This window comes from Pseudomonas sp., from assembly GCF_030698175.1.
Taxonomy (GTDB): Bacteria; Pseudomonadota; Gammaproteobacteria; order Pseudomonadales; family Pseudomonadaceae; genus Aquipseudomonas.
The window spans coordinates 1-23,615 of record NZ_JAUYNT010000018.1 but is presented as its reverse complement, the minus strand read 5'-3'; the positions used below and the strand labels follow the sequence as shown (position 1 = coordinate 23,615).

The 23,615-nt window shown below is 58.9% G+C and carries 25 protein-coding genes; 9 read left to right on the top strand and 16 right to left on the bottom strand.

Annotation, left to right across the window (positions count from 1 at the left end; genetic code table 11):
- Window positions 1-165 precede the first annotated feature (165 nt).
- Both Q8R10_RS09040 and Q8R10_RS09035 read left to right on the top strand, forming a co-directional pair.
- Window positions 166-966: an AraC family transcriptional regulator gene (locus tag Q8R10_RS09040; RefSeq protein ID WP_305653280.1), complete on the top strand. Its 801-nt coding sequence runs from the start codon at window positions 166-168 to the stop codon at window positions 964-966.
- An 80-nt stretch (window positions 967-1,046) separates the two neighbouring features.
- Window positions 1,047-1,697, top strand: coding sequence for a LysE family translocator (locus Q8R10_RS09035; protein WP_305653019.1), 651 nt, complete (start codon window positions 1,047-1,049; stop codon window positions 1,695-1,697).
- Between the two features lie 179 nt (window positions 1,698-1,876).
- Here the strand turns inward: Q8R10_RS09035 and Q8R10_RS09030 are convergent, their stop codons facing one another.
- Complete coding sequence (locus Q8R10_RS09030; RefSeq protein ID WP_305653017.1) at window positions 1,877-2,812, bottom strand: DMT family transporter; 936 nt, start codon at window positions 2,810-2,812, stop codon at window positions 1,877-1,879.
- 129 nt (window positions 2,813-2,941) lie between these two features.
- Between Q8R10_RS09030 and erdR the strand changes: the two genes are divergently transcribed.
- Together erdR and Q8R10_RS09020 are read left to right on the top strand one after the other, a co-directional pair.
- Complete coding sequence (gene erdR, locus Q8R10_RS09025) at window positions 2,942-3,604, top strand: response regulator transcription factor ErdR (protein ID WP_305653016.1); 663 nt, start codon at window positions 2,942-2,944, stop codon at window positions 3,602-3,604.
- 274 nt (window positions 3,605-3,878) lie between these two features.
- A complete protein-coding gene (locus Q8R10_RS09020) occupies window positions 3,879-4,244 on the top strand; it encodes a diacylglycerol kinase (RefSeq protein WP_305653014.1) in 366 nt (121 codons plus the stop codon).
- Between the two features lie 147 nt (window positions 4,245-4,391).
- On the opposite strand, the gene Q8R10_RS09015 is transcribed toward Q8R10_RS09020, so the two are convergent.
- Window positions 4,392-5,318: a LysR family transcriptional regulator gene (locus Q8R10_RS09015; RefSeq protein ID WP_305653012.1), complete on the bottom strand. Its 927-nt coding sequence runs from the start codon at window positions 5,316-5,318 to the stop codon at window positions 4,392-4,394.
- A gap of 116 nt (window positions 5,319-5,434) precedes the next feature.
- On the opposite strand from Q8R10_RS09015, the gene fpr reads away from it, so the two are divergent.
- A complete protein-coding gene (gene fpr, locus Q8R10_RS09010; protein WP_305653011.1) occupies window positions 5,435-6,214 on the top strand; it encodes a ferredoxin-NADP reductase in 780 nt (259 codons plus the stop codon).
- 540 nt (window positions 6,215-6,754) lie between these two features.
- On the opposite strand, the gene tsaA is transcribed toward fpr, so the two are convergent.
- The 7 genes from tsaA to Q8R10_RS08975 all read right to left on the bottom strand — a co-directional run bounded on the left by tsaA (window position 6,755) and on the right by Q8R10_RS08975 (window position 12,716).
- Window positions 6,755-7,447, bottom strand: coding sequence for a tRNA (N6-threonylcarbamoyladenosine(37)-N6)-methyltransferase TrmO (gene tsaA, locus Q8R10_RS09005; RefSeq protein WP_305653010.1), 693 nt, complete (start codon window positions 7,445-7,447; stop codon window positions 6,755-6,757).
- Between the two features lie 70 nt (window positions 7,448-7,517).
- Window positions 7,518-8,171 carry an HAD family phosphatase gene (locus Q8R10_RS09000; RefSeq protein ID WP_305653008.1) on the bottom strand — a complete coding sequence of 218 codons (654 nt, stop codon included), beginning with the start codon at window positions 8,169-8,171 and terminating at the stop codon, window positions 7,518-7,520.
- The gene (locus tag Q8R10_RS08995; RefSeq protein ID WP_305653006.1) at window positions 8,171-9,160 is read right to left on the bottom strand and encodes an ABC transporter ATP-binding protein; all 990 of its coding nucleotides are present in this window, start codon (window positions 9,158-9,160) and stop codon (window positions 8,171-8,173) included. Before Q8R10_RS08995 ends, Q8R10_RS09000 begins: the two co-directional genes overlap by 1 nt.
- Entirely contained in the window at window positions 9,157-9,954 is a 798-nt protein-coding gene (locus Q8R10_RS08990) for an ABC transporter permease (protein WP_305653005.1), read from the bottom strand. The genes Q8R10_RS08995 and Q8R10_RS08990 overlap by 4 nt, the downstream gene beginning before the upstream one ends.
- Complete coding sequence (locus Q8R10_RS08985) at window positions 9,941-10,795, bottom strand: ABC transporter permease subunit (protein WP_305653004.1); 855 nt, start codon at window positions 10,793-10,795, stop codon at window positions 9,941-9,943. Before Q8R10_RS08985 ends, Q8R10_RS08990 begins: the two co-directional genes overlap by 14 nt.
- Window positions 10,792-11,598 (bottom strand): alkaline phosphatase family protein, encoded by an 807-nt coding sequence (locus Q8R10_RS08980; RefSeq protein ID WP_305653003.1) that lies wholly within the window; start codon window positions 11,596-11,598, stop codon window positions 10,792-10,794. Before Q8R10_RS08980 ends, Q8R10_RS08985 begins: the two co-directional genes overlap by 4 nt.
- Before the next feature lie 59 nt (window positions 11,599-11,657).
- The gene (locus Q8R10_RS08975; protein ID WP_305653002.1) at window positions 11,658-12,716 is read right to left on the bottom strand and encodes an ABC transporter substrate-binding protein; all 1,059 of its coding nucleotides are present in this window, start codon (window positions 12,714-12,716) and stop codon (window positions 11,658-11,660) included.
- Between the two features lie 308 nt (window positions 12,717-13,024).
- Here Q8R10_RS08975 and Q8R10_RS08970 point away from each other — a divergent pair, with 308 nt between their 5' ends.
- Complete coding sequence (locus Q8R10_RS08970) at window positions 13,025-13,741, top strand: UTRA domain-containing protein (RefSeq protein WP_305653001.1); 717 nt, start codon at window positions 13,025-13,027, stop codon at window positions 13,739-13,741.
- A 97-nt stretch (window positions 13,742-13,838) separates the two neighbouring features.
- On the opposite strand, the gene Q8R10_RS08965 is transcribed toward Q8R10_RS08970, so the two are convergent.
- The 5 genes from Q8R10_RS08965 to minC all read right to left on the bottom strand — a co-directional run bounded on the left by Q8R10_RS08965 (window position 13,839) and on the right by minC (window position 17,952).
- A complete protein-coding gene (locus tag Q8R10_RS08965; RefSeq protein ID WP_305652999.1) occupies window positions 13,839-15,128 on the bottom strand; it encodes a M18 family aminopeptidase in 1,290 nt (429 codons plus the stop codon).
- 83 nt (window positions 15,129-15,211) lie between these two features.
- Window positions 15,212-15,847: an RluA family pseudouridine synthase gene (locus Q8R10_RS08960; protein WP_305652997.1), complete on the bottom strand. Its 636-nt coding sequence runs from the start codon at window positions 15,845-15,847 to the stop codon at window positions 15,212-15,214.
- Between the two features lie 163 nt (window positions 15,848-16,010).
- Window positions 16,011-16,268: a cell division topological specificity factor MinE gene (gene minE / locus Q8R10_RS08955; RefSeq protein ID WP_305652995.1), complete on the bottom strand. Its 258-nt coding sequence runs from the start codon at window positions 16,266-16,268 to the stop codon at window positions 16,011-16,013.
- Window positions 16,265-17,080, bottom strand: a complete 816-nt coding sequence (gene minD, locus Q8R10_RS08950) for a septum site-determining protein MinD (RefSeq protein ID WP_305652993.1) — start codon at window positions 17,078-17,080, stop codon at window positions 16,265-16,267. Before minD ends, minE begins: the two co-directional genes overlap by 4 nt.
- A 143-nt stretch (window positions 17,081-17,223) precedes the next feature.
- Window positions 17,224-17,952, bottom strand: a complete 729-nt coding sequence (gene minC / locus Q8R10_RS08945; protein WP_305652991.1) for a septum site-determining protein MinC — start codon at window positions 17,950-17,952, stop codon at window positions 17,224-17,226.
- Window positions 17,953-18,318: 366 nt separating this feature from the next.
- Between minC and Q8R10_RS08940 the strand changes: the two genes are divergently transcribed.
- Window positions 18,319-19,254 (top strand): lipid A biosynthesis lauroyl acyltransferase, encoded by a 936-nt coding sequence (locus tag Q8R10_RS08940; protein WP_305652989.1) that lies wholly within the window; start codon window positions 18,319-18,321, stop codon window positions 19,252-19,254.
- Between the two features lie 83 nt (window positions 19,255-19,337).
- On the top strand, window positions 19,338-20,537 hold the full coding sequence (locus Q8R10_RS08935; RefSeq protein WP_305652988.1) for a patatin-like phospholipase family protein: 1,200 nt from the start codon (window positions 19,338-19,340) through the stop codon (window positions 20,535-20,537).
- Window positions 20,538-20,612: 75 nt separating this feature from the next.
- Here the strand turns inward: Q8R10_RS08935 and Q8R10_RS08930 are convergent, their stop codons facing one another.
- Together Q8R10_RS08930 and Q8R10_RS08925 are read right to left on the bottom strand one after the other, a co-directional pair.
- Window positions 20,613-21,386: a VacJ family lipoprotein gene (locus Q8R10_RS08930; protein WP_371133306.1), complete on the bottom strand. Its 774-nt coding sequence runs from the start codon at window positions 21,384-21,386 to the stop codon at window positions 20,613-20,615.
- On the bottom strand, window positions 21,379-22,674 hold the full coding sequence (locus Q8R10_RS08925; RefSeq protein ID WP_305652986.1) for a serine/threonine protein kinase: 1,296 nt from the start codon (window positions 22,672-22,674) through the stop codon (window positions 21,379-21,381). The genes Q8R10_RS08930 and Q8R10_RS08925 overlap by 8 nt, the downstream gene beginning before the upstream one ends.
- Before the next feature lie 405 nt (window positions 22,675-23,079).
- Here Q8R10_RS08925 and Q8R10_RS08920 point away from each other — a divergent pair, with 405 nt between their 5' ends.
- Complete coding sequence (locus Q8R10_RS08920) at window positions 23,080-23,457, top strand: hypothetical protein (RefSeq protein WP_305652984.1); 378 nt, start codon at window positions 23,080-23,082, stop codon at window positions 23,455-23,457.
- The last annotated feature ends 158 nt before the right edge of the window (window positions 23,458-23,615 follow it).

Here is a 23,615-nt window from a genome sequence, read left to right as displayed (position 1 = left end):
TTTGTCGATGCAGTTGCTGACTACAGTTCGGGCCTTTCGTGACAGGCTGTAATCGGCCAATAGTTGACGGTCAGATGCATCCACGAAATTAGTGGTGGTTCAGTGTTAGGTTATGTGGCGATAGTCATCGCCTACTTCACCACTAACGAATGCTCTACATCGCCCATGGACACAAAAACTGAATTCTGGCGTGACCAAGCTATGCCCTATGTAGAGAGTCGGCGGGCATGCCATAGCCGTGCGTGTTACAAACCGCACAGTCACCCTACCTTTTCCATCGGAGCGGTTGACTTAGGCACAAGTAATTTTATTGGTGCGGTAGGAGGTCCGGTGCTCATCCGGCCCGGAACGCTGGTGTTCGTGCCATCGGCTTGCGTTCACTCATGCAATCCCTTGCCCGATACGGCATGGAGCTATCAGATGCTTCATCTGGATGCCGGATGGCTTGACGCTCTCAAGTTGGAGTCCTGCGCCGGGAAACAGGAGCGTGTGGTGCTGACCAGCGATATTTCCACCTACTTAAGATTTTGCCAACTCAATAGCTTCTTGTTCTCTGGCGCGAGCGTGGATGAGAAAGAAACTGCTCTCATTGAATTCATCGGCGACTACGATAGCAGCCGTCAGGGCATGATTGCCTTGCCCATGACGCCAGCCTTCGCCAGCCGCAGGCTTAAGACCGTTATGGATAGCCTGCAGCACGACCGGGTGGGTATGCAGTCGCTGGTTGAACTGGCGCGAATGGCCGGCATGAGTCGCTATCAGTTGATTCGGGCGTTCCGCACGTCAATCGGGATGACGCCCCATGCCTACCAACTGAATCTCTGCATCAATCAGGCCCGCGATTGGCTGCGTCAAGGTGCGGAGTTAGCCGATATCGCCTATCGCTTGGGGTTTGCCGACCAAAGCCATTTCCAACGCGTTTTCAAGGCGCACGCTGGTGTGACGCCTGGGCTCTATAGGTCATAGCACCGCGCAATTTTCTTCAATACAAGACCTTTGGCTGCTTGCAGACTTCCATGGATTACATCCTAGGAGGTTGGACAGTCATGCAGCAGTTTTTGATTATCGCCGCTGCGCATTTCCTGGCATTGATTTCGCCAGGCCCTGATTTTTTTCTCGTTGCTCGCACCTCAATGGCTTCCGGGTGGAAGATGGCAACTGGGGCATGTCTGGGCATTGCGCTGGCAAACGGTGTGTTTATTGTTGCGGCCTTCGGCGGGGTATCTGTCTTTCGCCCAGACAGTACGGCGTTTGTCGCCATACAGCTCGTGGGATGTCTGTATCTGCTGTACATGGGCTGGCTGTTCATCCGCCATGCAGGCACCAGTCCCATCGTCAGAATTCCTGGCGGTGTAGAGCGTTATTCTGCTTGGGGCGGTTCGTGGTGGCGCGGTGTTGGTATGGGGTTTCTCTCGGGAGTACTGAATCCGAAGAATGCCCTGTTCTATGTCAGTCTTGCCTCTTTGGTGAGCAGTACCCACACCAGCGAGCAGTGGAAGATAATTTACAGCGTCTGGATGTTCAGCGTAGTGCTGCTTTGGGACGTATCGGTGGCTGCTGTGATTGGAAATAAAGCGGTACTCAATCGTTTCTCACGAGCCTTGCCTTGGCTGGAGCGGATTTCGGGTGTCGTACTAATACTGATCGCTGTGATGGTCGTCGCCTCCGCAGTAACCAGACTCGCAGCAGGTGAGTAGGATTGTTTGCGCGCAACGATGTGCATGCCATCTTTCCGTTAACCGTGACGTGCGGATGGAAAAAGGTGGCAGGTTACTTTTCCATAACTGATTGTCGACTATGGCTCGATAGCAGTCCTTTGTCGTAGTGCAATAACGATAATCGGGGCTGCTTCTTGTCGGTAATTAATCAGTTTCGGTCATGCCTGTGTTGATCGGGCGGGGGCAGTAATTTCTGCGTCAGGCGCTACTGCCTCAGCTTTCCTTGGCCACAACTGGGCAATCAGCATGCCGATAAACATCAGCGTGCAGCCGATATAGCCGCGCAGTTGCAGGGTTTCATCCAGAAACAGGCTGCCGGCCAGGGCGGCGAATACCGCTTCCAGAGAGAAGATGATTGCCGCGTGGGAGGCGATGGCGTGTTTTTGCGCCACCACTTGCAGGGTGTAACCGATGCCGCCGGCGATGGCGCCGCCGTAGAAGATCGCCGGGCCAGCTTCGATAATGGCAGCCAGCACTATGGGTTCAAACACCAAGGCCAAGGCCAGGCTAATCACCGCGCAGACGGCAAACTGCAAAAAGGCCAGGCGCAGCGGATCGTGGCGTTTGGCGAACACTCCGACCACCAGCACATGGGTCGCCCAGACGAAGGCGCCGGCCAGTTGCAGCCAGTCGCCGGACGCCACCTGAAAATTGTCGCCCACGCACAGCAGAAACATCCCGACCACCGCCAGGCTCGCGCCGAGCCAGCAGCCGAGGCCGGTTTTATGGCCGAGGAACAGGCCAATCAGCGGCACGATAATCACGTACAGCCCGGTGATGAAGCCTGCATTGGTGACGCTGGTGAACAGCAAACCGACCTGTTGCAGGTTGATGCCGAGGGCCAGTACCAGCCCCATCAGGCCACCACCGATCAGCAGTCCGCGATAGAGCCAGGGTTCGGCGGCTGGTTGCTCGGCGCTCGGGCGGCGCAGCACCCAAGGCAAGAGCACCAGGGCGGCCAGGGCAAAGCGCAGGCCGGTGTAAAGGAAGGGGCCGATATGGTCCATGCCCAGACGTTGGGCGATAAAGGCCGAGCCCCAGATGATGGCGGTGAGCAGCATCAACAGGTCGGCACGCAGGGCTTGGTTAGGCATGGTAGAACTCAGTGGGCAAAGGTTGCGACTGTGCCTTAAAGTTGAATACTTGACCACCCCGACAGTGCTCGGCATGCTGGCGAGCGCTTTTTGGCTGACAACTGCCTAACAAAAATAATAGGAATGCCCGTGGCCGCTTATGAAATTTTGATCGTTGACGATCACCCGCTGTTTCGCAGCGCCCTGCAGCAAGCCCTGAGTCTGGGCTTGGGGCCGGATGTGCGTTTGGTCGAGGCGGCCAGCATCGCCGAATTAGAGGCGTGCTTGGCGCAGAAGACCGATTGGGATCTGGTGCTGCTCGACCTGAATATGCCCGGCGCCTATGGCTTCTCTGGCTTGGTGTTGCTGCGTGGGCAGTATCCGCAGATTCCGGTATTGATGGTGTCGGCGCAGGAAGACGCGGCAGTGGTGGTGCGCGCGCGGGAATTTGGCGCCAGTGGTTTTATCCCAAAATCCAGCAGCTTGCCAAGCATCCAGCAGGGCGTGAATGCGGTGCTGGCCGGTGATACCTGGTGGCCGGCGCAAAGCTCAGCCGCCGCCAGTTTGTCGGCCGAGGCGAAGGCTGCCAGTGCCGGTTTGGCCAGTTTGACGCCGCAGCAGTTTCGGGTGCTGACCATGGTCTGTGACGGCTTGCTGAATAAGCAGATCGCCTACCAGTTGGGGGTTTCCGAGGCGACGGTTAAAGCCCACGTGACGGCGATGTTTCGCAAGCTTGGGGTGCGCACCCGAACCCAGGCGGCGCTGTTGTTGCAACAGTTGGAGGCCATACCTGCCAGCCCTGCGGTGCTTTAACAGGCTGTTGAAAAACTACTGCGCTCGGCTATGCAGCGTTGAAATCAGCCTCACAGCCACAGGCTGAACGCGCTTTAGCGCGGCCCCGGAGGGGTGAGCAAAGCGAATCAAATGCTCATGTACAGCTCGTACACTGCGCTTTTTCGGCTGATTTCGCCTTGCCTAGCCGTCGCTCGCTACATTTTTCAACGGCCTGTTAAGACGGCGGTTTTCACGCTTTTTTGAGCCTTTTTCCGGTAGTCTGCCGGCCTCTCAACTTTTGGTTATTTTTACTATGTCGCCATTTAAAGGTCAGACCGGTCTGAAGCGGATTCTCAATGCCGGCGGTTATTCGATGGCCGGCTTGCGTGCCGCCTTCACCGGTGAGGCGGCGTTCCGCCAGTTGGTGTTGCTGAATGTGGTGCTGATCCCCCTGACGTTTTTCTTCTCGGTCAGCCGGGGCGAACGAGCGCTGATGATTGCCGTGTGCTTGCTGGCGCTGATTGTTGAATTGCTCAACTCGGCGATTGAAGCGGCGATTGACCGTATCTCGCTGGACCTGCACCCACTGTCCAAAGACGCCAAAGACATGGGCAGCGCCGCGCAGTTTGTCGCCCTCAGCCTGATTGCCTGTGTGTGGGCAGTGATCCTGCTACCGTAATTTGCCGCAGGCCGTTGAAAAACGTAGCGAGCGACGGCTAGGCAAGGCGAAATCGGCCGAAAAAGCGCAGTTTACATGCTGTAAATGAGCATTTTTAGGCCGATTTCAACGCTGCATAGCCTAGCGCAGTAGTTTTTCAGCGGCCTGCTAAACGATCGAAGCCAAGACAATCTCATCGCTGCGGCTGACCCCGGCCGTCAGCGCCTGGCATTGCTGAACAAACTCGCGCATCGCGGTGCTTTGGTATTTTTGCTGGTGCCAGATGAAGTAAAACTGCCGGGTCAGGTCCAACTCTGGGGTTTCCAGCGCCACCAAGCTGCCACGCCGAAAGGCGTCTTGCAGCGCCAGGCGCGAGATGCAGCCAATGCCCAGGCCCGACTCGACGGCGCGTTTGATCGCCTCGGTGTGCTCCAACTCCAAGCGAATGTTCAGCGCTTGCGGGTGATGACGCATGGCTTGGTCGAAGGTCAGGCGGGTGCCCGAGCCGCGTTCGCGCATGATCCAGGCTTCCTGCGCCAATTGCGCCATGCTGGCTTCGCCGCATTTGGCCAGCGGATGCTGGGGTGCGCAAAACACCACCAGCTGGTCTTCAACCCAGGGCTGGACCGTGATGTCCGGGTGTTGGCATTCACCTTCGATTAGACCCAGATCAATTTCGTAGTGCGCCACTTGTTGCACTATATGCTGAGTGTTTTGCACGTGCAGCGTCACCCGGCATTCCGGGTGGCGCTGCATAAAACGGCCAATCAGCAGGGTGGCCAGGTAATTACCCACCGTCAGGGTGGCGCCGACCGCCAGGGAGCCGAAGCCGCTCTTGCCATTGAGCAGGTCTTCCACGGCCTTGGCTTGATCGAGCAGCGCCACCGCTTGTGGCAGCAACTGATGGCCGAGGGAATTCAGGGTTAAGCGTTTACCGGCGCGATCAAACAGTTGGCAGCCGGATTGGCGCTCTAACTCGCTGAGCGAACTGCTGGCCGCCGACTGCGAAAGTGCTAAGGATTCGGCCGCACGGCTAACGCTTTGCTGCTGGGCGGCGGCGACGAATACTTGGAGTTGTCTGAGGGTAAAATGCATATCGATATAACCGATATTCCATATCTTGATAATTCATTTAACAGATATTGTCGCTGCTCGTAGAATAGCGCGCAATGGTGCCTGTCTGGCACAGGCAATTGATTGAGGAGAGCTGCATGAGCAACCTGAACGTCGAGCGTGTACTCAGTGTGCATCACTGGAATGACACCCTGTTCAGCTTCAAAACCACCCGTGACCCTGGTCTGCGTTTCGAGAACGGTCAGTTCGTGATGATCGGCCTGCAGCAGGAAACCGGGCGGCCGCTGATGCGTGCCTACTCCATCGCCAGCCCTAACTATGAAGAGCACCTGGAGTTCTTCAGCATCAAGGTGCAGAACGGCCCGCTGACTTCGCAGCTGCAGCACTTAAAGCCCGGCGACGAAGTGATGGTTAGCCGCAAACCGACCGGCACCCTGGTGCTTGACGATTTGCTGCCGGGCAAGCACCTGTACCTGCTCAGCACCGGTACTGGCTTGGCACCTTTTATGAGCGTGATCCAAGACCCAGAAACCTACGAGCGTTTCGAAAAAGTAATCTTGATTCACGGCGTGCGCTACGTGAACGAAGTGGCTTACCGCGAGTTCATCACCGAGCACTTGCCGAAGAACGAGTTCTTTGGCGATGCGCTGAAAGAAAAGCTGATCTATTACCCCACCGTGACCCGTGAAGAGTTTGAAAACATGGGTCGCCTGACCGATTTGATGCGCAGTGGCAAGTTGTTCACTGACATCGGCCTGCCACCGATCAACCCGCAGGACGACCGCGCGATGATCTGCGGCAGCCCAAGCATGCTCGACGAGACCAGCGCAGTGCTGGACGCCTTTGGCCTGAAGATTTCGGCGCGCATGGGAGATCCGGGCGACTACTTGATCGAACGGGCCTTCGTCGAGAAGTAAGCTGTTCGCATAAACAACCAACCCGCCGATGGCGGGTTAGTTGTTTATGGGCATGTACCCGTTATGTGTTGATCCCCGCCGGTGGTTAACTGCTTAAGGTCTGGCATTTGTAGGATGGGTTAGCCGCGTAGCGGCGATACCCATCGCGGGCAACCGATGGGTATCGCTAAGCTCAACCCATCCGACCAAAAGCCGCCTGCAACACATAGCTGGGACATAGCCCTTGTTTATGGCTATTTCCCAGTTATGTGTTGCAAAGCGCAAGTCCCGTAGCCCCTGGTTTTCGACCCAGATGAATTTGGGATAAAGAACGCTTGTGGCCCTGCAGGATGGTCAGCGTACTCACGCTTGCTTCGTGGATAAATCCGCTCCTACACAAGCCCGGCACCTGTAATAATTTCATCGGCTGGCCAACCCTGTAGGAGCGGATTTATCCGCGATTGGCCGGTGCAGACGGCACAGGTATCAAGGCTAATTCCCTCTCTCGAAAGGGTTCTTTGCAACACATAACGGGGACATAGCCTTGTTTATGGCCTGCGCTTATTCCGCTACCACTTCCAGCACGCAGATGCGCGTCGGCTCGGGGTAGTGCCAGCGCACCTGGAGATCCCACAGGCGGGTGCCATAACGCCGCTCCGCAGTTGGCTGCTGGTAGGCCGGGCGCGGGTCTTGGGCCAGGCATTGCTCTATCAGCGCCACCAGCGGCTCTTGCAGGCGCAACCCGTGTTGTTGGGCGGCGCTTAAGGCCGCAGCGCTCCAATCCACGGCAATCAGCTCGGGCGGCGTGGCGGCGATCTGGTTAACGGCGCTGGGCAAGCAATCGGCGTAGGGCACATAGGGTTTGATATCCAGCACCGGGGTGCCATCCAGTAAATCAATCCCCGACAAATACAGGCGTCCCGGCTCGACCTTGTCCAGCTTGACCACCGACTGGCCGATGCCATTGGGCCTGTGGGTCGAGCGGGTGGCAAATACCCCCAGCGATTGATTGCCGCCCAGACGTGGCGGCCTTACTCGCAAGCGTGGCTGAGCTTCTAGCGCCGCATGGAATAGAAACAGCAACCAGACATGGCTGACCTGTTCCAAGCCCTCAATGGCGTGCGGCTGATCGAAGGGCGCGAGCAGTTCCAGCACGCCGCGGGCCGCCGGGGCCAATTGCGGCTGGCGCGGAATGGCGAATTTTTCTTTGAAGCAGCTGCGGACAAAGCCGACCGGCGAAACGGCGTAAGACATAGGGGGGCCAAAACAAAGTAGACCCCGCCATGCTAACCGATTGCTGTCGCAGTGCGGCTAATCGGCCTGTTTAGCGCCAGCTCAGTATCGGCCAGCCCGCCTGCTCGGCATGGGCTTTTAGGGCTGCATCGGGGTTGACCACCCGTGGCTGGTCAACCTGCGACAGCAGCGGCAGGTCGTTGCGCGAGTCCGAGTAGAAGTAGGCGCCGTCAAGGCTTTCGCCCTGTTCAACGAGCCAGGCCTGCAGGCGTTTTACCTTGCCGTCGCGGTAGGTGAGGATGCCTTGGGTGTTGCCGCTGTAGCAGCCGTGCTGTTCTTCCAGCTCGATGGCCAGCACTTCTTTGACGCCCAGGCGCTCGGCAATCGGCGCCACCAGGTGCACCCCAGAGGCGGAAATAACCAGCAGCCGGTCACCGGCGGCGCGGTGTTGGGCCAGGGTTTTACAGGCGTCGCTGTAGATTAACGGCTCGATAATGTCTTCGACAAAGGGCTCAACCACATGGGCGACTTCCTCAGCGGTGCGCCCCACCAGCGGCGACAGGCTGAAGGCCATGTAGTCCTCCATGGCCAGCAAACCTTCGGAGTACAGCGCCATCAGTTCAGTGTCGCGCTTAAGAAAAGACTCGCCATCGACCCAGCCGAGCTTGGCCATATAGGCGCTCCACAGGCTTGCACAGTCGCCGTCGATCAGGGTTTCGTCGAGATCAAAAATTGCCAGGGTCATCACGCCACCTCCCGGATTGCATCGGCGGAAATGGTCAGGCTGAGCTGCTGGCCATTGGCGTAAAGATCGGCGGCCGAACGGTTGAGTACGTCGATCAGCAGCTCTACGCCGCGCGCTTCCACCCGGTAGCGGATCACATTGCCGAGCAGGCTGTGGCTGCGAATCTGCGCCTCGATGGCGCCCGTCTGGCCGAGCTGGATCGATTCGGGGCGAATTGCTACCCGGCTGTTGATTGGCCGTAGCAACAAACGGCTGGCGGCGTCTGCGTCCAGCAGGTTGTAGTTGCCGATAAAGCCGGCGGCGAAGGCATCGACGGGGGCGGTGTAGAGGGTTTCGGCGGCGCCGCTCTGGACGATTTTGCCGACGTTCATCAGGAAGATCCGGTCGGACATCACCAGCGCTTCTTCCTGGTCGTGGGTGACGAAAATGGTGGTCAATCCCAGCTCGCGCTGGATGCTGCGGATCTGTTCGCGCAGGTGTTTGCGAATCCGCGCATCCAGCGCCGACAGCGGCTCATCGAGCAGTAGCAGGCGCGGGCGGGTGATCAGCGAGCGGGCCAGGGCCACCCGTTGGCACTGGCCACCAGACAATTGATGCGGGTAGCGGCTGGCAAAAGCGCCGAGTTCGACCATGGCCAGGGCGTCGTCGACCCGCTGGGCCGTTTCGTCCTTAGGGATTTTTTGCATGCGCAGACCGAAGGCCACGTTCTGCGCCACCGTCATATTGGGGAACAGCGCGTAACTCTGAAACACCATGCCGATGCCGCGCTGCTGCGGGCTGAGCGGCACCAGGTCCTGGCCGTTGAGGATGATCTGCCCGCCACTGACCTCAGTTAAGCCGGCGATGCAGCGCAGCAAGGTGGACTTGCCGCAACCGGAGGGGCCGAGCAGGGTGACAAACTCGCCCTGGGCGATCTCGCAGTTGATGTCGGTAAAAATCGGCGTCGCGGCGTACTGCTTGTGCAGCCCGCGAATGCTTAGAAAACTCATGACTTGTCCTTGTTCAAACGGTTGGCGGCCCAGGTAAACAGCAGCACGAAGAAGAAATAGGAAATCACCAGGGCGCTGTTGAAGTGGCCGCTGCTGTTGCGCATGTTGTTCAGGTACACCTGCAGGGTCTCGTAGCGGGTGCCGACCAGCAGGTTGGCGAACACGAACTCGCCGAACAGGAAGGAAAACGACAGAAACAGCGAGACCATCAGGCCCTTGCGCAAATTCGGCAACACCACTAACCATGCGGCTTGCCAGGTGCTGGCGCCCAGCAGGTGGGCGGCGTCCATCAAGTCCGGCAGGTTGATCGCCTGCAGGTTGTTGGTGATCGCCCGGTACATAAAGGGCAGCGCCACGGTGAAGTAGCAGCCGATCAGAATCCACGGCGTGCCAACCATCGCCAGCGGCCCCGAGCCATACACCTGCAACAGCCCCACCGAGGACACCACCGGCGGCACGGCGAAGGGCAGCAAAATCAGCATGTTCATCAGTCGGTCGAGTTTCGGGAAGTAGTAATGCACCACAAACAGCAGCGGCAGAATCAGCACTACCGCTAGCAATAAGGCGGCGCAGCAGATCAGCAGCGAACGGCCGAAAGCGGCGAGAAAACGGCTATCGCTCCACAGTGCCAGGTACCACTTAAAGGTCAGGCCGTCCGGCAGAACAGTCGCCGACCAGCTGGTCGACAGCGAATAGAGCAGGGTGCCGGCCAGCGGCAGCAGCAAAATCAAGAACAGCAGCCAGACCACCAAGCGGTGATAGAGGGCGGCCGGTTGGGCATCAGTGCGCGACATGGTAGCTCCTCTTCAATAGCCACTGCTGGGCGGCGGTGATCACCAGCATCAGGCCCACCAGTACCATGGCCAGGGCGCTGCCCATGTTCGGGTCGAGGGTGATGTCGCCGGCGACCATGGCCGCGATGCGGATCGGCAGCACGTTGAAGTTGCCGGTGGTCAGGGCATACACCGTGGCGTAAGCGCCGAGGGCGTTGGCCAGCAAAATCACGAAGGTGCCGAGCAGCGCAGGCGCCAGCACCGGCAGGCCGATATGCCGCCAGAACTGCCAGGGGCTGGCGCCGAGCAGGGCGGCGGATTCGCGCCAGTCGGCGCGCAGGGCGTCGAAGGCCGGGTAGAGCAGCAGTACGCCGAGAGGGATCTGAAAGTAGCTGTAGAGCACGATCAGGCCGGTCTTGGAGTAGAGGTTGAAGTCGCTGATTACCCCGGACTGCTTGAGCAACAGGGTCAAGGTGCCGTTGAAACCGAGCAGGATGATAAAGGCGAAGGCCAGCGGCACACCGGCGAAGTTGCTGGTCATGTTGGAGAAGGCCATGACGAAGTCGCGCAGTTTCGAGTCGACCTGGCGCAACGAATAGCTGCCGAGAATGGCGAAGAACATGCCGATCAGACTCGACCAGAAGGCGATCTGCAGGCTGTGCTGGATGGCCTGCAGGTAGAAGCGCGAGGCGAAGATTTTCTGAAAGTTCGCCAGGCTCCAGCTATCGCCACTGATCAGGCTGTGGACGGCGACCCAGACCAGCGGTGCGATCTGAAACAGCAAAAAAAACAGCGCGAAGGGCAGCAGACACAGCAGTGCCAGCCAGCGGCCGCGTTTGCCGGCAGAGGGTGGGGCACTCACTTAAGCAGATCCTTGCACAGGGGTTTGTCGTGGGCCGCGCCGAGCAGCGTGCAGAGGGTGCCGCACAACTCGGTTTGTTTGGGCTGGGCGCAGGCAGCGTGGCTGAATGCGTCGCCCAGCACGAACAGCGGTACTTCGCGCTCTTCGGGCAACAGACCGCTGTGAGAGCGGTCGTTGTTCATGCCGTGGTCGGCGGTCACCAGTACTTGGTAACCGGCATCCAGCCAGCGCTGCAGGTACTCGGCCAGCAATAAATCGGCCTTGCGTGCGCTGTTGCGGTATTGCGGCGAATCGAGGCCGAATTTATGCCCGGCGTCGTCGATGTTCATTGGATGCACCAGCAGAAAATTCGGGCTGTGGCGCAGGCGCAGGTGTTCCGCGTCGGCGAACAGGTGGGAATCCGGGTAGTGGTCGGCGTAGTAAAAGTGGCCGTGCTGGATCGGCAGCTCGGGTGTGTCGCTGTGGCGGTCGCGGGCGGCGATAAAGGGCGCGCGGTTATACAGCTCGCTGATCCAGTGATAGGCCGCCGCCGCGGTAGTCAGGCCGGCGCTTCGGGCGTAATGGAAGATGCTCTGCTGATTGGACAGGCGCACCACATCGTTATGCACGATGCCGCTGTCGATTGGCGCTACGCCGGTGAGGATGCACTCGTACAGCGGCCTCGACAGCGATGGCAGCTCACATTGCAACTGATACAGGGTGGCCCGGCCAGCCGCGCAGTACGCCTGCAGGTGGCCCAGGGTGTGGCGGGCGACCTGAAAATTCAGGCCATCCAAAATAACCAGGATGACGTTGTGATTCATGGACTTCTCGATGGATGCGTAGGATGGGTATCGCTGCGCTCAACCCATCCTACGATCGCTTATTGCATATTGATAATGACGTGCTCTTGCCACAGTTGCGGCAAGGCCTTGGCGGTGACTTCCCAGGCCTTGGGGTCCTTGATCGGCTGCACCTTGGCGTACTGTGAGTTAGGCAGCAACTTGGCTTGCACCTCGGCCGGCAGGGTCAGGTGTTCGGCGCGGATCGGCCGGGCATTGCCTTTGGCCAGGTTGATCTGGCCGGCGTCGCTGAGGATGTATTCCCGTGCCAACTTGGCGGCGTTGGGGTTCTTGGCGTATTTGTTGATGATGGTGGTGTAGCCGGAAATCACCGAGCCGTCGGATGGAATCAGCACTTCGAAGCGGCTTGGGTCGATCTGGTCGCGGTAGCTCAGGCCGTTGAAGTCCCAGACGATGCCGACTTCGACTTCACCCTTCTCCAGGGTCTGGATGGTCGGGTTAGACAGGCCCAGGCGGCCTTGCTCGGCCAGTTCGGCGAACAGGTCGAGGCCCGGTTGAATATTGGTCTCGCTGCCACCGTTGGCAATCGCCGCCGCCAGCACGCCATTTACCGCTTGCGCCGCGGCGCTGACGTCGCCGATCGCAACCTTGTATTTGCCTTTTTTCAGGTCGGCCCAGGAATGCGGCACGTCTTTGACCAGTTGCTTGTTGACGATAAAGGCGATTGAGCCGGTGTAGGCCAGCATCCAGTTGCCATCGGGGTCCTTGGCCCAGGCCGGGATCTGCTCCCAGGTGCTCGGTTTAAAGGCTTGGGTCACGCCTTGTTGCACCGCAATCGGGCCAAAGGCTGCGCCGACATCACCGATGTCGGCGCTGGCGTTGTCTTTTTCGGCGGCGAACTTGGCGATTTCCTGGGCCGAGCTCATGTCGGTGTCCATGTGTTTGAGGCCGTAGAGCTTGTCCAAATCGCCCCAGGTATCCTTCCAGTTGGCCCAGCTGTCGGGCATGCCGACACTGTTGACCGCGCCTTCGCCGCGCGCCGCTTGTTCGAGACTCTTGATATCCACATCATTAGCCATGGCCTGAGTGGCCAGGCTAATGGCGGTTCCCATCAGTGACGCCAGTAGCAAGCGTTTCATGTGAAGCTCCTTTGCGGTTGGGTGATTGGTCTAGATCAGCAATACATGGGCCAATTTAAGCGTTTCAGATGACGCTATTATTTCAGCCGGCGGTTTGTCGTCCTTGCTGAACGACTTCCGCGGCCGGCCGTGGCGTCTGAGTGATAGATTTATCCAGACTGGCGAGAAGACTCAGGGCAGTGCTGGCCTAGCCTAGGCTAATTATGATTTATGTCATCTATCAGTCATTTACCCTGCATAAGATAGTCACATTAGCCGTTGATTAGGCATTTTTAGCTGCTGGTCTATTCCAGAATGGAGTCATGTTGATGCGCGAAGATGCGCCGCGAACCGTTACCGCCATCTGCCGATCTCTGCAGGAGCAAATTGAGCATGGCTTGCTGCCAAAGGGCGGCAAGTTGCCCGCCGAACGCAAGCTCAGCGAATTATTTGCTACCACCCGTATCACCTTGCGTGAGGCCTTGGGGCAACTGGAAGCACAGGGCTTGATCTACCGGGAGGAGCGTCGTGGCTGGTTCGTGTCGCCACCACGCCTGGCCTATAACCCGCTGGTGCGCAGCCATTTCCATGCGATGGTTAGCGAGCAAGAGCGGCTGCCGGCCACCGAGGTGCTGAGCGCGCGGCTGCTGCCGGCGTCGGTGGAGGTCTGCGCGCTGCTGGAGTTGCCGGCATTCTCCAGCGTTTACCAGATTCGCCGGGCGCGGCGGATCGATGGGCGCCTGGTGTTGTACGTTGAGCATTATCTGAATCCGGCGTATTTCCCGGGGATTCTGGAGTTCGACCTGACTCTGTCGCTGACCGACCTGTATGCCAGTGAGTACGGCATTCACTACGGTCGGGTGCGCTTCGATATTCTGCCGACAGCCTTGCAATCCGAGGCCGCCAGCAACCTCAAGTTGGCCATCGGCAGCCCGGCGCTGCGCATCACCCGGGTTAACCGTGACCAGCACGGCCGGATCATCGACTGCGACCTGGAGTTTTGGCGCCACGACACCATCCATGTCAGTGTCGAAGTGCCGGAGTAATTCCGGTTTGTTAGCGCTGGCGATTAAGCCGCCGCAAATCGATCTTTCCTTCGCCACTGACGTTGAAGCCTGCGCCAAGAGTTGCCCTTGAATGCTGCTATGGCAGTTCGGGGCTGGCGTAAAAGGCGCTGAGCACTTTGACCAGGTGGGCCAGGTCATGGCTGCCGGCCAGTTCGCGGATCGAGTGCATGGCGAAAGTCGGCAGGCCGATGTCGACGGTGGGTACGCCCAAACGGCTGGCGGTGATCGGGCCGATGGTCGAGCCGCAACCCATGTCACTGCGGGTGACGAAACTCTGCACCGGCACCTCGTTTTCCAGGCACAGATGGCGGAAGAAGCCGGCAGTTTCGCTGTTGGTGGCGTAACGCTGGTTGCTGTTGATCTTGATCACCGGGCCGGCATTCAGCTTCGGGCCGTGGTTGGCGTCGTGCTTATCGGCGTAGTTGGGGTGCACCGCATGGGCGTTATCGGCCGAAACCAGCAGGGATTTCTGCAGGCAGCGGGCAAAGCCGTCACCGGTCGGCAGCAGCCGTTGCAGCACTTGCTCCAGCATCGGGCCGTCGGCGCCGCAGGCGGAGCTGGAGCCGACTTCTTCGTGGTCGGTACAGACCAGTACGCAGCTTTGCTCGCTGTCGGCATTTAGCAGCGCCTGCAAACCGGCAAAGCAAGAGAGCAGGTTGTCCAGGCGGGCGCCGGCAATAAAATCGTCGTTCAGGCCGATCACGGCAGCGCTCTGGGTATCGTAGAAACTCAGTTCGTAATCGAGCACCGCATCGGCGTTGAGGTCATGCTCAAGGCTCAATTGCTCGGCCAGCAAGGCGCGAAAATCGGCGCCGTCATCGCCGGCAATCTGCGCCAGAATCGGCGGCAGCTCGGTTTGCGGATTGATCGCCCAGCCCTGATTGGCCTCGCGATTGAGGTGAATGGCCAGGTTGGGAATGATGGCGATGGCTTTGCGAAAATCGATCAGCTGGCTTTCCACTTTACCGTCGCGGCGAAAGGTCACCCGCCCGGCCAGCGACAGGTCGCGGTCGAACCAGGGGGTCAGCAGCGCGCCGCCATACACCTCGACTCCAAGCTGCCAGAAGCCCTGACTCTGCAACTCGGGGTTGGGTTTAACCCGCAAACACGGGCTGTCGGTATGGGCGCCAACCAGACGCAGGCCAGCCTCAAGGGGCGAGCGTAGACCGAGTTGAATGGCAATAATTGAGGAGTCATTGCGGGTCACGTAGTAACGGCCGCCGGCCTCAATTGCCCAGCTCTGACGCTCGTCCAAGCGCAAATAACCCGCAGCTTCCAAGCGTTGGGCAAGGCTGGCAGTGGCATGAAAGGGGGTCGGTGAGGCCTTGAGGAAATCGATCAGGCCTTGGTTCAACTCATCGCGCATACGAGACTCCGGGCTGTTATGCCCGCAGTTTACCGCATCGCTGTACTTCCCACTCCCCACTCCCCATTCTCCACTTCCGCTAGCTAAAACGGTGCCGGACACTCGAGGCGCAGTCGTTCGCCCGTTGTGGGGTGGGTCAGACTGAGCATGCGGGCGTGTAGGCACAGGCGCGGGTAGGCTGCCAGGGCTTCGGGGTGAGCGTAGAGGCCGTCGCCCAGCAGTGGGTGGCCGATGGAGAGCATGTGTACGCGCAGTTGGTGCGAGCGGCCGGTGATGGGCGTGAGTTCGACGCGGCTGTAATGGCCGCAGCGCTCCAGCACTTGCCAGTGGGTCAGGGCGTGTTTGCCGAACTCATAATCGACCACATGCCGTGGTTTGGTCGGCGGGTCGTAGCGCAGGGGCAGGTCAATGCTGCCGCTGTCTTGGGCAGGTTCGCCCCAGCACAAGGCGGTGTAGGCTTTTTCGGTTTCGCGGTCGTGAAATTGGCGCGACAACTCGCGATGGCTGTCGGGGTCGCGGGCCAGGACTATAACGCCGGAGGTTTCCCAATCCAGTCGATGAACGATGCGTGCCTCGGGATAGCCGTTTTCTTGCAGGCGCGTCACTAGGCAATCTTTATTGTCATCGGCGCGGCCGGGCACTGAGAGCAATAAGGTTGGTTTATTGATGACCAGCAGGGCGGCGTCCTGGTGGAGAATTTCAATCTGGGTGAGCGGCATGGGCGTTTGGGCTGGCTTTGGTAGGAGCGGATTTATCCGCGATGCTCTTGGCCTGTAAAAGCTTCGCGGATAAATCCGCTCCTACAGGTGGTGTATGAGGCTGGAACAAAATGGCGGCCATCAAGGCCGCCATTTTGTTCAGGCATCACTGCAAAGGCTGTTCTTAGCGATCAGGCAGGGTGATGTTCAGCTCAAGAATCGAGCAGCTGCCTTGGTTTTCCAGGGCGACCTGAACCTGGTCCTGATCGATGTTGACGTATTTGCGGATCACCTCAACCAGTTCTTTTTGCAGGGCTGGCAGGTAATCCGGCTGGCTGCGTTGGCCGCGTTCGTGGGCAACGATGATCGACAAGCGCTCTTTGGCCAGCGAGGCGGTGGTTTCCTTCGGCTTGCGTTCGCGAAAGAAGTCAAAAATATTCATTCACGAACTCCAAACAAGCGTTGCATGAGTCCTTTCTTCTGCACATCGACGAAGCGATGGGTCACTTCCTTGCCGAGCAGGCGGTCGACGGCATCGCCGTAGGCCTGGCCCGCGTCGCTTTGGTCGTCGAGAATCACCGGTACGCCTTGGTTGGAGGCTTTGAGTACGGCCTGCGACTCGGGGATTACGCCGAGCAAACGAATGGCGAGAATTTCTTCCACGTCTTCGACGCCAAGCATCTCGCCTTTAAGCACGCGCTCAGGGTTATAGCGGGTCAGTAGCAGGTGCTCTTTGATCGGGGTGTCGCCTTGCTCGGCGCGCCGCGATTTGCTCGCCAGCAGGCCAAGCATGCGGTCCGAGTCGCGTACCGAGGAGACTTCCGGGTTGGTCACTACTATCGCCTCGTCGGCGAAGTACATGGCCAGGTGGGCACCGGTTTCGATGCCGGCTGGTGAGTCGCAAATGACGAATTCGAAATTTTTCGACAGTTCGTCGATGACCTTGCCGACGCCTTCTTTGGTCAGCGCGTCTTTGTCGCGGGTCTGGCTGGCAGCCAGCACGAACAGGTTTTCCAGACGCTTATCTTTGATCAGCGCTTGGGTCAGTGTGGCTTCGCCGTTGATAACGTTGACGAAGTCATACACCACGCGGCGCTCGCAACCCATGATCAGGTCGAGGTTACGCAGGCCAACGTCGAAGTCGACGATGACGGTTTTGTGCCCGCGCAGGGCCAAACCGGTACCGATGGCGGCGCTGGTGGTGGTTTTGCCCACGCCACCCTTGCCGGATGTAACTACGATGATCTTGGCCAAGGTACTTCACCCCAAATGTCGATTGAACGGTAACGTTGCCAGCCAGAATGTGGCTTGGTGGTTGCCGTGTGTCCCTGGAAAACCGCTTAAAAACGCTGTGAATAACGTTTTTTATACGGCTCTAAAATTGGCCGCAGTATCCGTTAAAGGCGGGTGATGTTCAACACGTCACCCGACAGGCTGACCTGTACCGGCTCACTCCAAAGTGGGTCGCGACGCAGGTCTTCGGCGACTTTATAGTGGCCGGCAATCGACAATAATTCGGCGCCAAGTTGCTGGCAGAAAATCCGTGCGCTGCGGTCGCCTTTGATGCCGGCCAAGGCGCGGCCGCGCATCGGGCCGTAGACATGGATATTGCCGTCGGCTAGCAGCTCGGCCCCGGCGCTGACGGGGGCCAGCACAATCAGATCGCCACCCTGGGCATACACCTGTTGGCCGCCGCGAATCGGCGTGGTGATGATTTTGCTCGGCTGCAATTGTGGCTCAGGTGGCTTCTCTGGCTCTTTTGCGCCAGCCAGTTCAATCGGCCGTTCGCGGGCGCCGGAGGGCGGCAGCACGGGCAGGGCTATGGCTTGCGCGGCGGCGATGTCTTCGGCGCGGCTGGCGCGGATGGCCAGGGTGCTCAGGCCATGTTGGCGACAGATGGTCATCAACTCGCTGAGATCGAGATCGCCTTCGCCGTCGGGCAGCTTGTCGAGTGCCAGCACCAGTGGCGTATTACTGAAAAAATTCGGCGCCTGGCTGACCTTGCTGGCCAATTGACGGTCGAGGCGCTCAAGGTCGTTATGGGTCAGCTCCAGCACGGTAATGGCCAGCATGCTGCCTTTGAGCTGAAATACGGGGTCTTGATCGAGGAGGTCGGCTTGGCTCATGGTCTGCACAGAAAGGCTGAAGGGCTGCTAATTAGGGTCTGCTCCCGTTTCATCGCGAGCCGCGTTGCCGCGAGAAATGACCCCCGGTTAGGCGCAGGACGCAGGCAATGGTTATTCCCTTGCCAAGTCCTGCAACAACAGCGGGGGCCATTTCCCGCGCGAGGCGGCGTTTCTCGTCGCTCATTTGGAACAACCAAATCGCGCTCCTCGTGCCTTGCCTCGCGCAAAAACAGGCTCCGGCGCGGCCGCGAGTGAAACGGGAACAGACCCTAGTCTAACTAAATAGGCGAGGACTTATAGCGATAACGTCGGCAAGCCGCAAGCCGAGGTAGAATGCGCGACTTTGTTGTGGGCTTGGGTTTTTTCATGGAACGCTCTCGTTTTAGTCGAGCTTTGCTGCATCCGCGTTTTTGGCCGCTGTGGCTGGGTTTGGCGTTGTTATGGTTGTTGGTGCAATTGCCTTATGCCTGGCTGTTGGCGCTGGGTCGGTTGTTGGGGGCGCTAATGTATCGCTTTGCGCGGGCGCGCCGGCAGGTCGTGGAACGCAACCTGCAGTTGTGCTTCCCGCAGTTGTCCAAGCAGGAGCAGCAGCGCCTGGTGCGCGAGAACTTTGCCTCGATGGGCATCGCGTTCTTTGAGATGGCCATGAGTTGGTGGTGGTACAAGCCGCGCTTGCGCAGGCTCGGCACGGTTGAAGGCCTGGAGCATTTACAGCAAGCCGCCGCCGAGGGGCAGGGGGTGATTTTGATGGCGCTGCATTTCACTACCCTGGAGATTGGCGCTAATTTGTTGGGGCAGTTGCACACCATTGATGGCATGTACCGCCAGCATAAGAATCCGCTGTTCGATTTTGTCCAGCGCAGCGGACGGGAGCGACAGAATCTGGATGCCACGGCCATCGAGCGCGAAGATGTGCGCTCGATGCTGAAGGTGCTGCGGGCCGGGCGGGCGATTTGGTATGCGCCAGACCAAGACTATGGCCGCAAGCAAAGCATTTTCTTGCCGCTGTTTGGGGTGAATGCCGCCACGGTCACGGCCACCAGTAAGTTTGCTCGGTTGGGCAAGGCGCGGGTGGTGCCCTTTACCCAGCAGCGTCTGGCCGATGGTTCGGGCTACAAGCTGGTGATTCATCCGCCCTTGCAGGATTTTCCGGGTGTCAGTGAAGAGGCTGATTGCCTGCGGATTAATCAGTGGATCGAGCAGGCCGTGCGTGCGTGCCCTGAGCAGTACTTGTGGGCCCATCGACGCTTTAAAACCCGCCCGTTTGGCGAGCCGAAACTCTATAAAAAACGCCGTCGTTAGACGCAATAGCGGTGCTTCGCAGTTATCCAAGCGCGCGGCGATGGACGGCTTCTATACTGAGCAAAAAGCCCTGAGAGTCATTCATGAATCAAGCCGTTACCCCCAAAGCGCCGGTCACCGGTTTGATTCTTTCCGGTGGCGGCGCCCGTGCGGCCTATCAAGTGGGGGTGTTGGCGGCGATTGCCGACTTGCTCCCCGATCCGGCCAGCAATCCCTTTCCGGTGATAGTGGGTACCTCGGCGGGCGCTATCAATGCGGTGGGTTTGGCCTGTGGGGCCTTGCATTTTAGCGAAGCCGTGCGGCGCTTAACCGCCGTTTGGCAAGGTTTTCATTGCCATCAGGTGTATCGCACGGACTGGCCAGGGGTGCTGCGCCAGGCGGGGCGGTTTATCGGCCACAGTCTATTTGGTCTGGGCGGCGATGCACCGGCGGCGCTGCTGGATAACTCACCGCTGCGTGAGTTGCTGGGCCGCGAGCTGGATTTTACCGGCATTCATGCCGCCGTGGCCCGGCGCAAATTGCGGGCGGTGGCCGTCTCGGCGTTTGGCTATGAAAGCGGGCAGTCAGTGAGTTTTTATCAGGGCCGCGCCACCATCGATCCTTGGTTTCGCCACCGCCGGGTTGGGGTGCCGACGCGCTTAAATCTCGAGCACTTAATGGCCAGTACGGCCATTCCGTTGATTTTTCCGCCGGTTAAAGTCAATCGTGAATATTTTGGTGACGGCGCGGTGCGCCAATTGGCCCCCATCAGCCCAGTGTTGCATTTGGGCGCCACCCGGGTGTTGGTGGTGGGGGTGAGCGGTAATCCGCAGTCTGGCGCGCCGCAGCCGGAGGTGGTGCGCAGTAAAATCGCGCGCTCACCGAGTTTGGCGCAAATCAGCGGGCATATTCTGAACAGCACCTTTATTGACAGCTTGGAAGGCGACATCGAATTGCTGGAACGGCTCAATCACATGAGTCGCTTGGTCCCCTCGGGTTTGCATCCGCGTGGGTTGGGTTTGAAACCGGTCGAGGTATTGGTGATCGCACCGAGCCAGCCATTGGATCAAATCGCGGCGCGGCACCGGCATGAATTACCTAAGTCGCTACGGATATTTTTGCGCGGACCGGGGGCGACCAAGGCCAGTGGTGCAGGGGTGCTGAGTTATTTGTTGTTTGAGTCGGGCTATTGCAGCGAGCTGATTGAGTTGGGGTATCAGGATGCGATGGCACAAAAAACTGCGTTGATGAATTTCCTCGGGCTCGAGAGTCTGGCTCCCGCACCGCTGGTGGTCAGCGAGTAGCGTGGGGTTGAATGCAGTGAGTGATGGACACAAAAACGCCAGCCTAATCAGGCCGGCGTTTTTATTGGCGGGGGATTACTCGGCGATCTGTAGCTTGCGCACTTCGGTGTAGAGGTAGCGCACCCGTGAGTATTCAAACGGGGTGTTCAGCTGGCCATATTGGTAGGGCGTCGTGTAGCGCGTGTCGATGGCGCGCAGCAGGCTGATTTCCAAATGTCGCTTGCTCTCTTCGGCGACATTGAGGAAGTTCGCGCTTTGCTCGCCTAGCGTGTCGACCACCAGCCCGCTGGTGTCTCGCACGCTTGACGGCCCGTACACTGGCAGCACCAGGTAGGCACCGGCAGGCACGCCGTAGTAACCGAGGGTTTGGCCGAAATCTTCGCGCTCTTTTGGCAGGCCCATGGCGGTGGCTGGGTCCCAGATGCCGGCAACCCCAAAAATGGTGTTGAACATCAGCCGGGCGGTGGTGCGCATGGCGCGCTCACCTTTAAATTGCAGCAGGCTGTTGCCCAGGCTGGGTAGATCGCCCAGGTTGCTGAAGAAGTTGCTTACCCCGGTGCGCACAAACTTAGGTGTGACATAGGTATAGCCACGCACGGTTGGCAGCATGACCCACTGATCGAGGCGGTAGTTAAACTGGTAAACCCCGCGGTTCCAGGTTTCCAATGGGTCATAGACATCCATGGCCGAGCCCGAGGCAGCGACAAAGTTATCCAAGCCTGGGATAAACGTCAGGCTTTGCAGGGGCGCGGTAAAGCCTTCATCGTCGTTTGCTTGTGCGCTGGTTTGGGCGGCGTTAGCCAAGCTGCTGCCCAGCAGCAGGGCGCTCAGGAAAAAATGCTTAGCCACGGAAGAACTCCAGCATGGCGTCGGTATTGACGCGGTAATCGAGGTTGCCGCAATGGCCGCCCAGTGGGTAGATGGTCAGCCGCTCGCCGAAGGTACGGCGTAAAAAGCTAAGGTCGCCAGGGCCGAGGATCAGGTCATCGGCGTTGGTCATTACTGAGATTTTTGCGCTGGTTTTCAGATAGTTTTCCAGCGCATAGAGACTGACCTCTTTATCCAGCTGCGCCAGCGTGCCGCCGTTATTGCGTTGTTGCCAGAGCGGCAGTAAATGTTGCTCGGCATAGCAGCGGAAATTACAGGCGGCGGCCTTCTTGAAGAAGGGCACCAGCTCAGTGCTGTAGTCGATCTGCATGTCTGCCGGGGTAATCAGGCCGCGTTTATTGATCAGGTCTGAGGTGTAGACGATGTCGGCGACCGAGAAGCGAAAGGCGCTGCCGACCAGTGAGGCCATCGCCGGGCTGCTCAGGCGCTCCTTGGAGTTTTGAAAGTCGAAGATCAGCGCTTCATCGACTTCGATCCGGCCTTTTTCCTTGAAGTAATGGGCGAGTCGATCAAACAGCATGTCAAACGACGGCGGCTTGCCATGCAGGTCCAACTGCACCCTCGACAAGCGATCCAGGTTGCCGACCGAGGTCAGCAGGTCCACGGGCGGATTAAGCATCAGCACCCGCTTGAAATTGAAGCTGTGCTTGCTGTCGTCGATCTGGCTGACAAACGCCGCATTCAGCGCGCCCAGGCTATAGCCGGTCAGGTTGTAACTGGTGACTTGTAGGTCGCTGTGTGCGGCCTTGATGGCTTCCATCACCCGGTACAGATCTTCTGCGTCATCGCTGGAAATGCCCGGTGTGGCACGTCGGGAGGCCGCGGTGATGAAGTCATAACTGGTCGGTGAGGACAGTTGCACCACATGGTAACCGGCGGCGTAGAAGAGTTTTTTGAGGAACTCAGGCTTGCCGCTGGAGAACTGTGCGCCGGTGCCGGCAATGATAAAAATCAGCGGTGCCGGCCCCTCTTGCTTGGCCAGTCGGTAAGGCAGGGTTTCGACGTTCCAAAAGATATCGGGCATCTTTTCGGCCCGCGCCGCTTGCAGGTTGAGCCGGTAGTCGGCTTGGTCGATATCTTCGTCGTTGGCAACCGCGGGGCGTAGCTCCGGCGGGGTGCCGGCAATGGTCGCTTCGAAGGCATTGGTGATGGGGTAACCGTAACTGGCGGCATCGATGCTGGCGGCCTGCACTGACAAAGTCAGGGATAGGCCCGCGAGCAGCGCGGCAAGGCTTAGAGGCCGGAGCATGGGGCAATCTCATTAGAGGTAGAGGTGGCTAAGTATTCACATCGCCTAGCGCCGACACAAGCACAAAACGGGCCGCTACAGGCAGTGTGAAAACTACTGCGCTCGGTTATGCGGCGTTAAAAACAGGCTCGGACAGCGGCTTGCCCGCTGAACGCACTTCAGTGCGGCCCGGAGGGCGAGCGCAGCGAGTACTGCTCATTTACAACTCGTAAACTCCGCGTCCTCGCCTGTTTTTGCCTTGCCTAACCTTCGCTCGCTACGTTTTCACACCGCCTGGCAAGCTGGGTATATTTTTCGACGTTATAGCAGCTCCATGCGGGGCCTGCAGGCTTTACTGGCGCATTTACTTGCATCGACACGGTTGGCGGTTATGCTGGCCGGCGTTTTTGCCTACTGGAGAGTCCTATGTCACGCCGTTTGCCATTATTTTTATTGCTGCTGTTGTCACTTTGGCTGGCGGCCTGTTATGGCTTGCGCTTTGCCTTTATGGAAGACAGCCAGTGGGTGGGGATTTGCGCTGAGGCCGCAGAGGCCGCCGGCCGCTGGGAATGTCAGCTGCGCAGCGGCTTGGGACTGATGATTCATTGGCGGCTGTTGGCCTGGGCGGCGCTGGTGAGTGCAGTGCTGGGGTTCTTTGCCCCCGCTCGAATCGGTATGGTTTTGGCGGCTATTGGCTTGTTTTTGGCCTTGCCGGCCCTGGTGCTTTATACCGCGAGCTTGGCCGTGTTTGCCTTGGTGATTGCCGCGCTGCGGCTGATTCGGGCGCCGCATTCAACTGTTTAAAGGCAGTTATGCGTGCAGCTTTTGTAGATACTCTGTTGGAGGTCAAGCTTTCACTTGGTGAATGCTGCTGAACAGTTTGCTGGAATCAAAGCGCTCGCCCTGCTGGATGCAGGCCCAAACGCCGGTCAGATACTTGCGCATCACTGCGCACAAGGCTT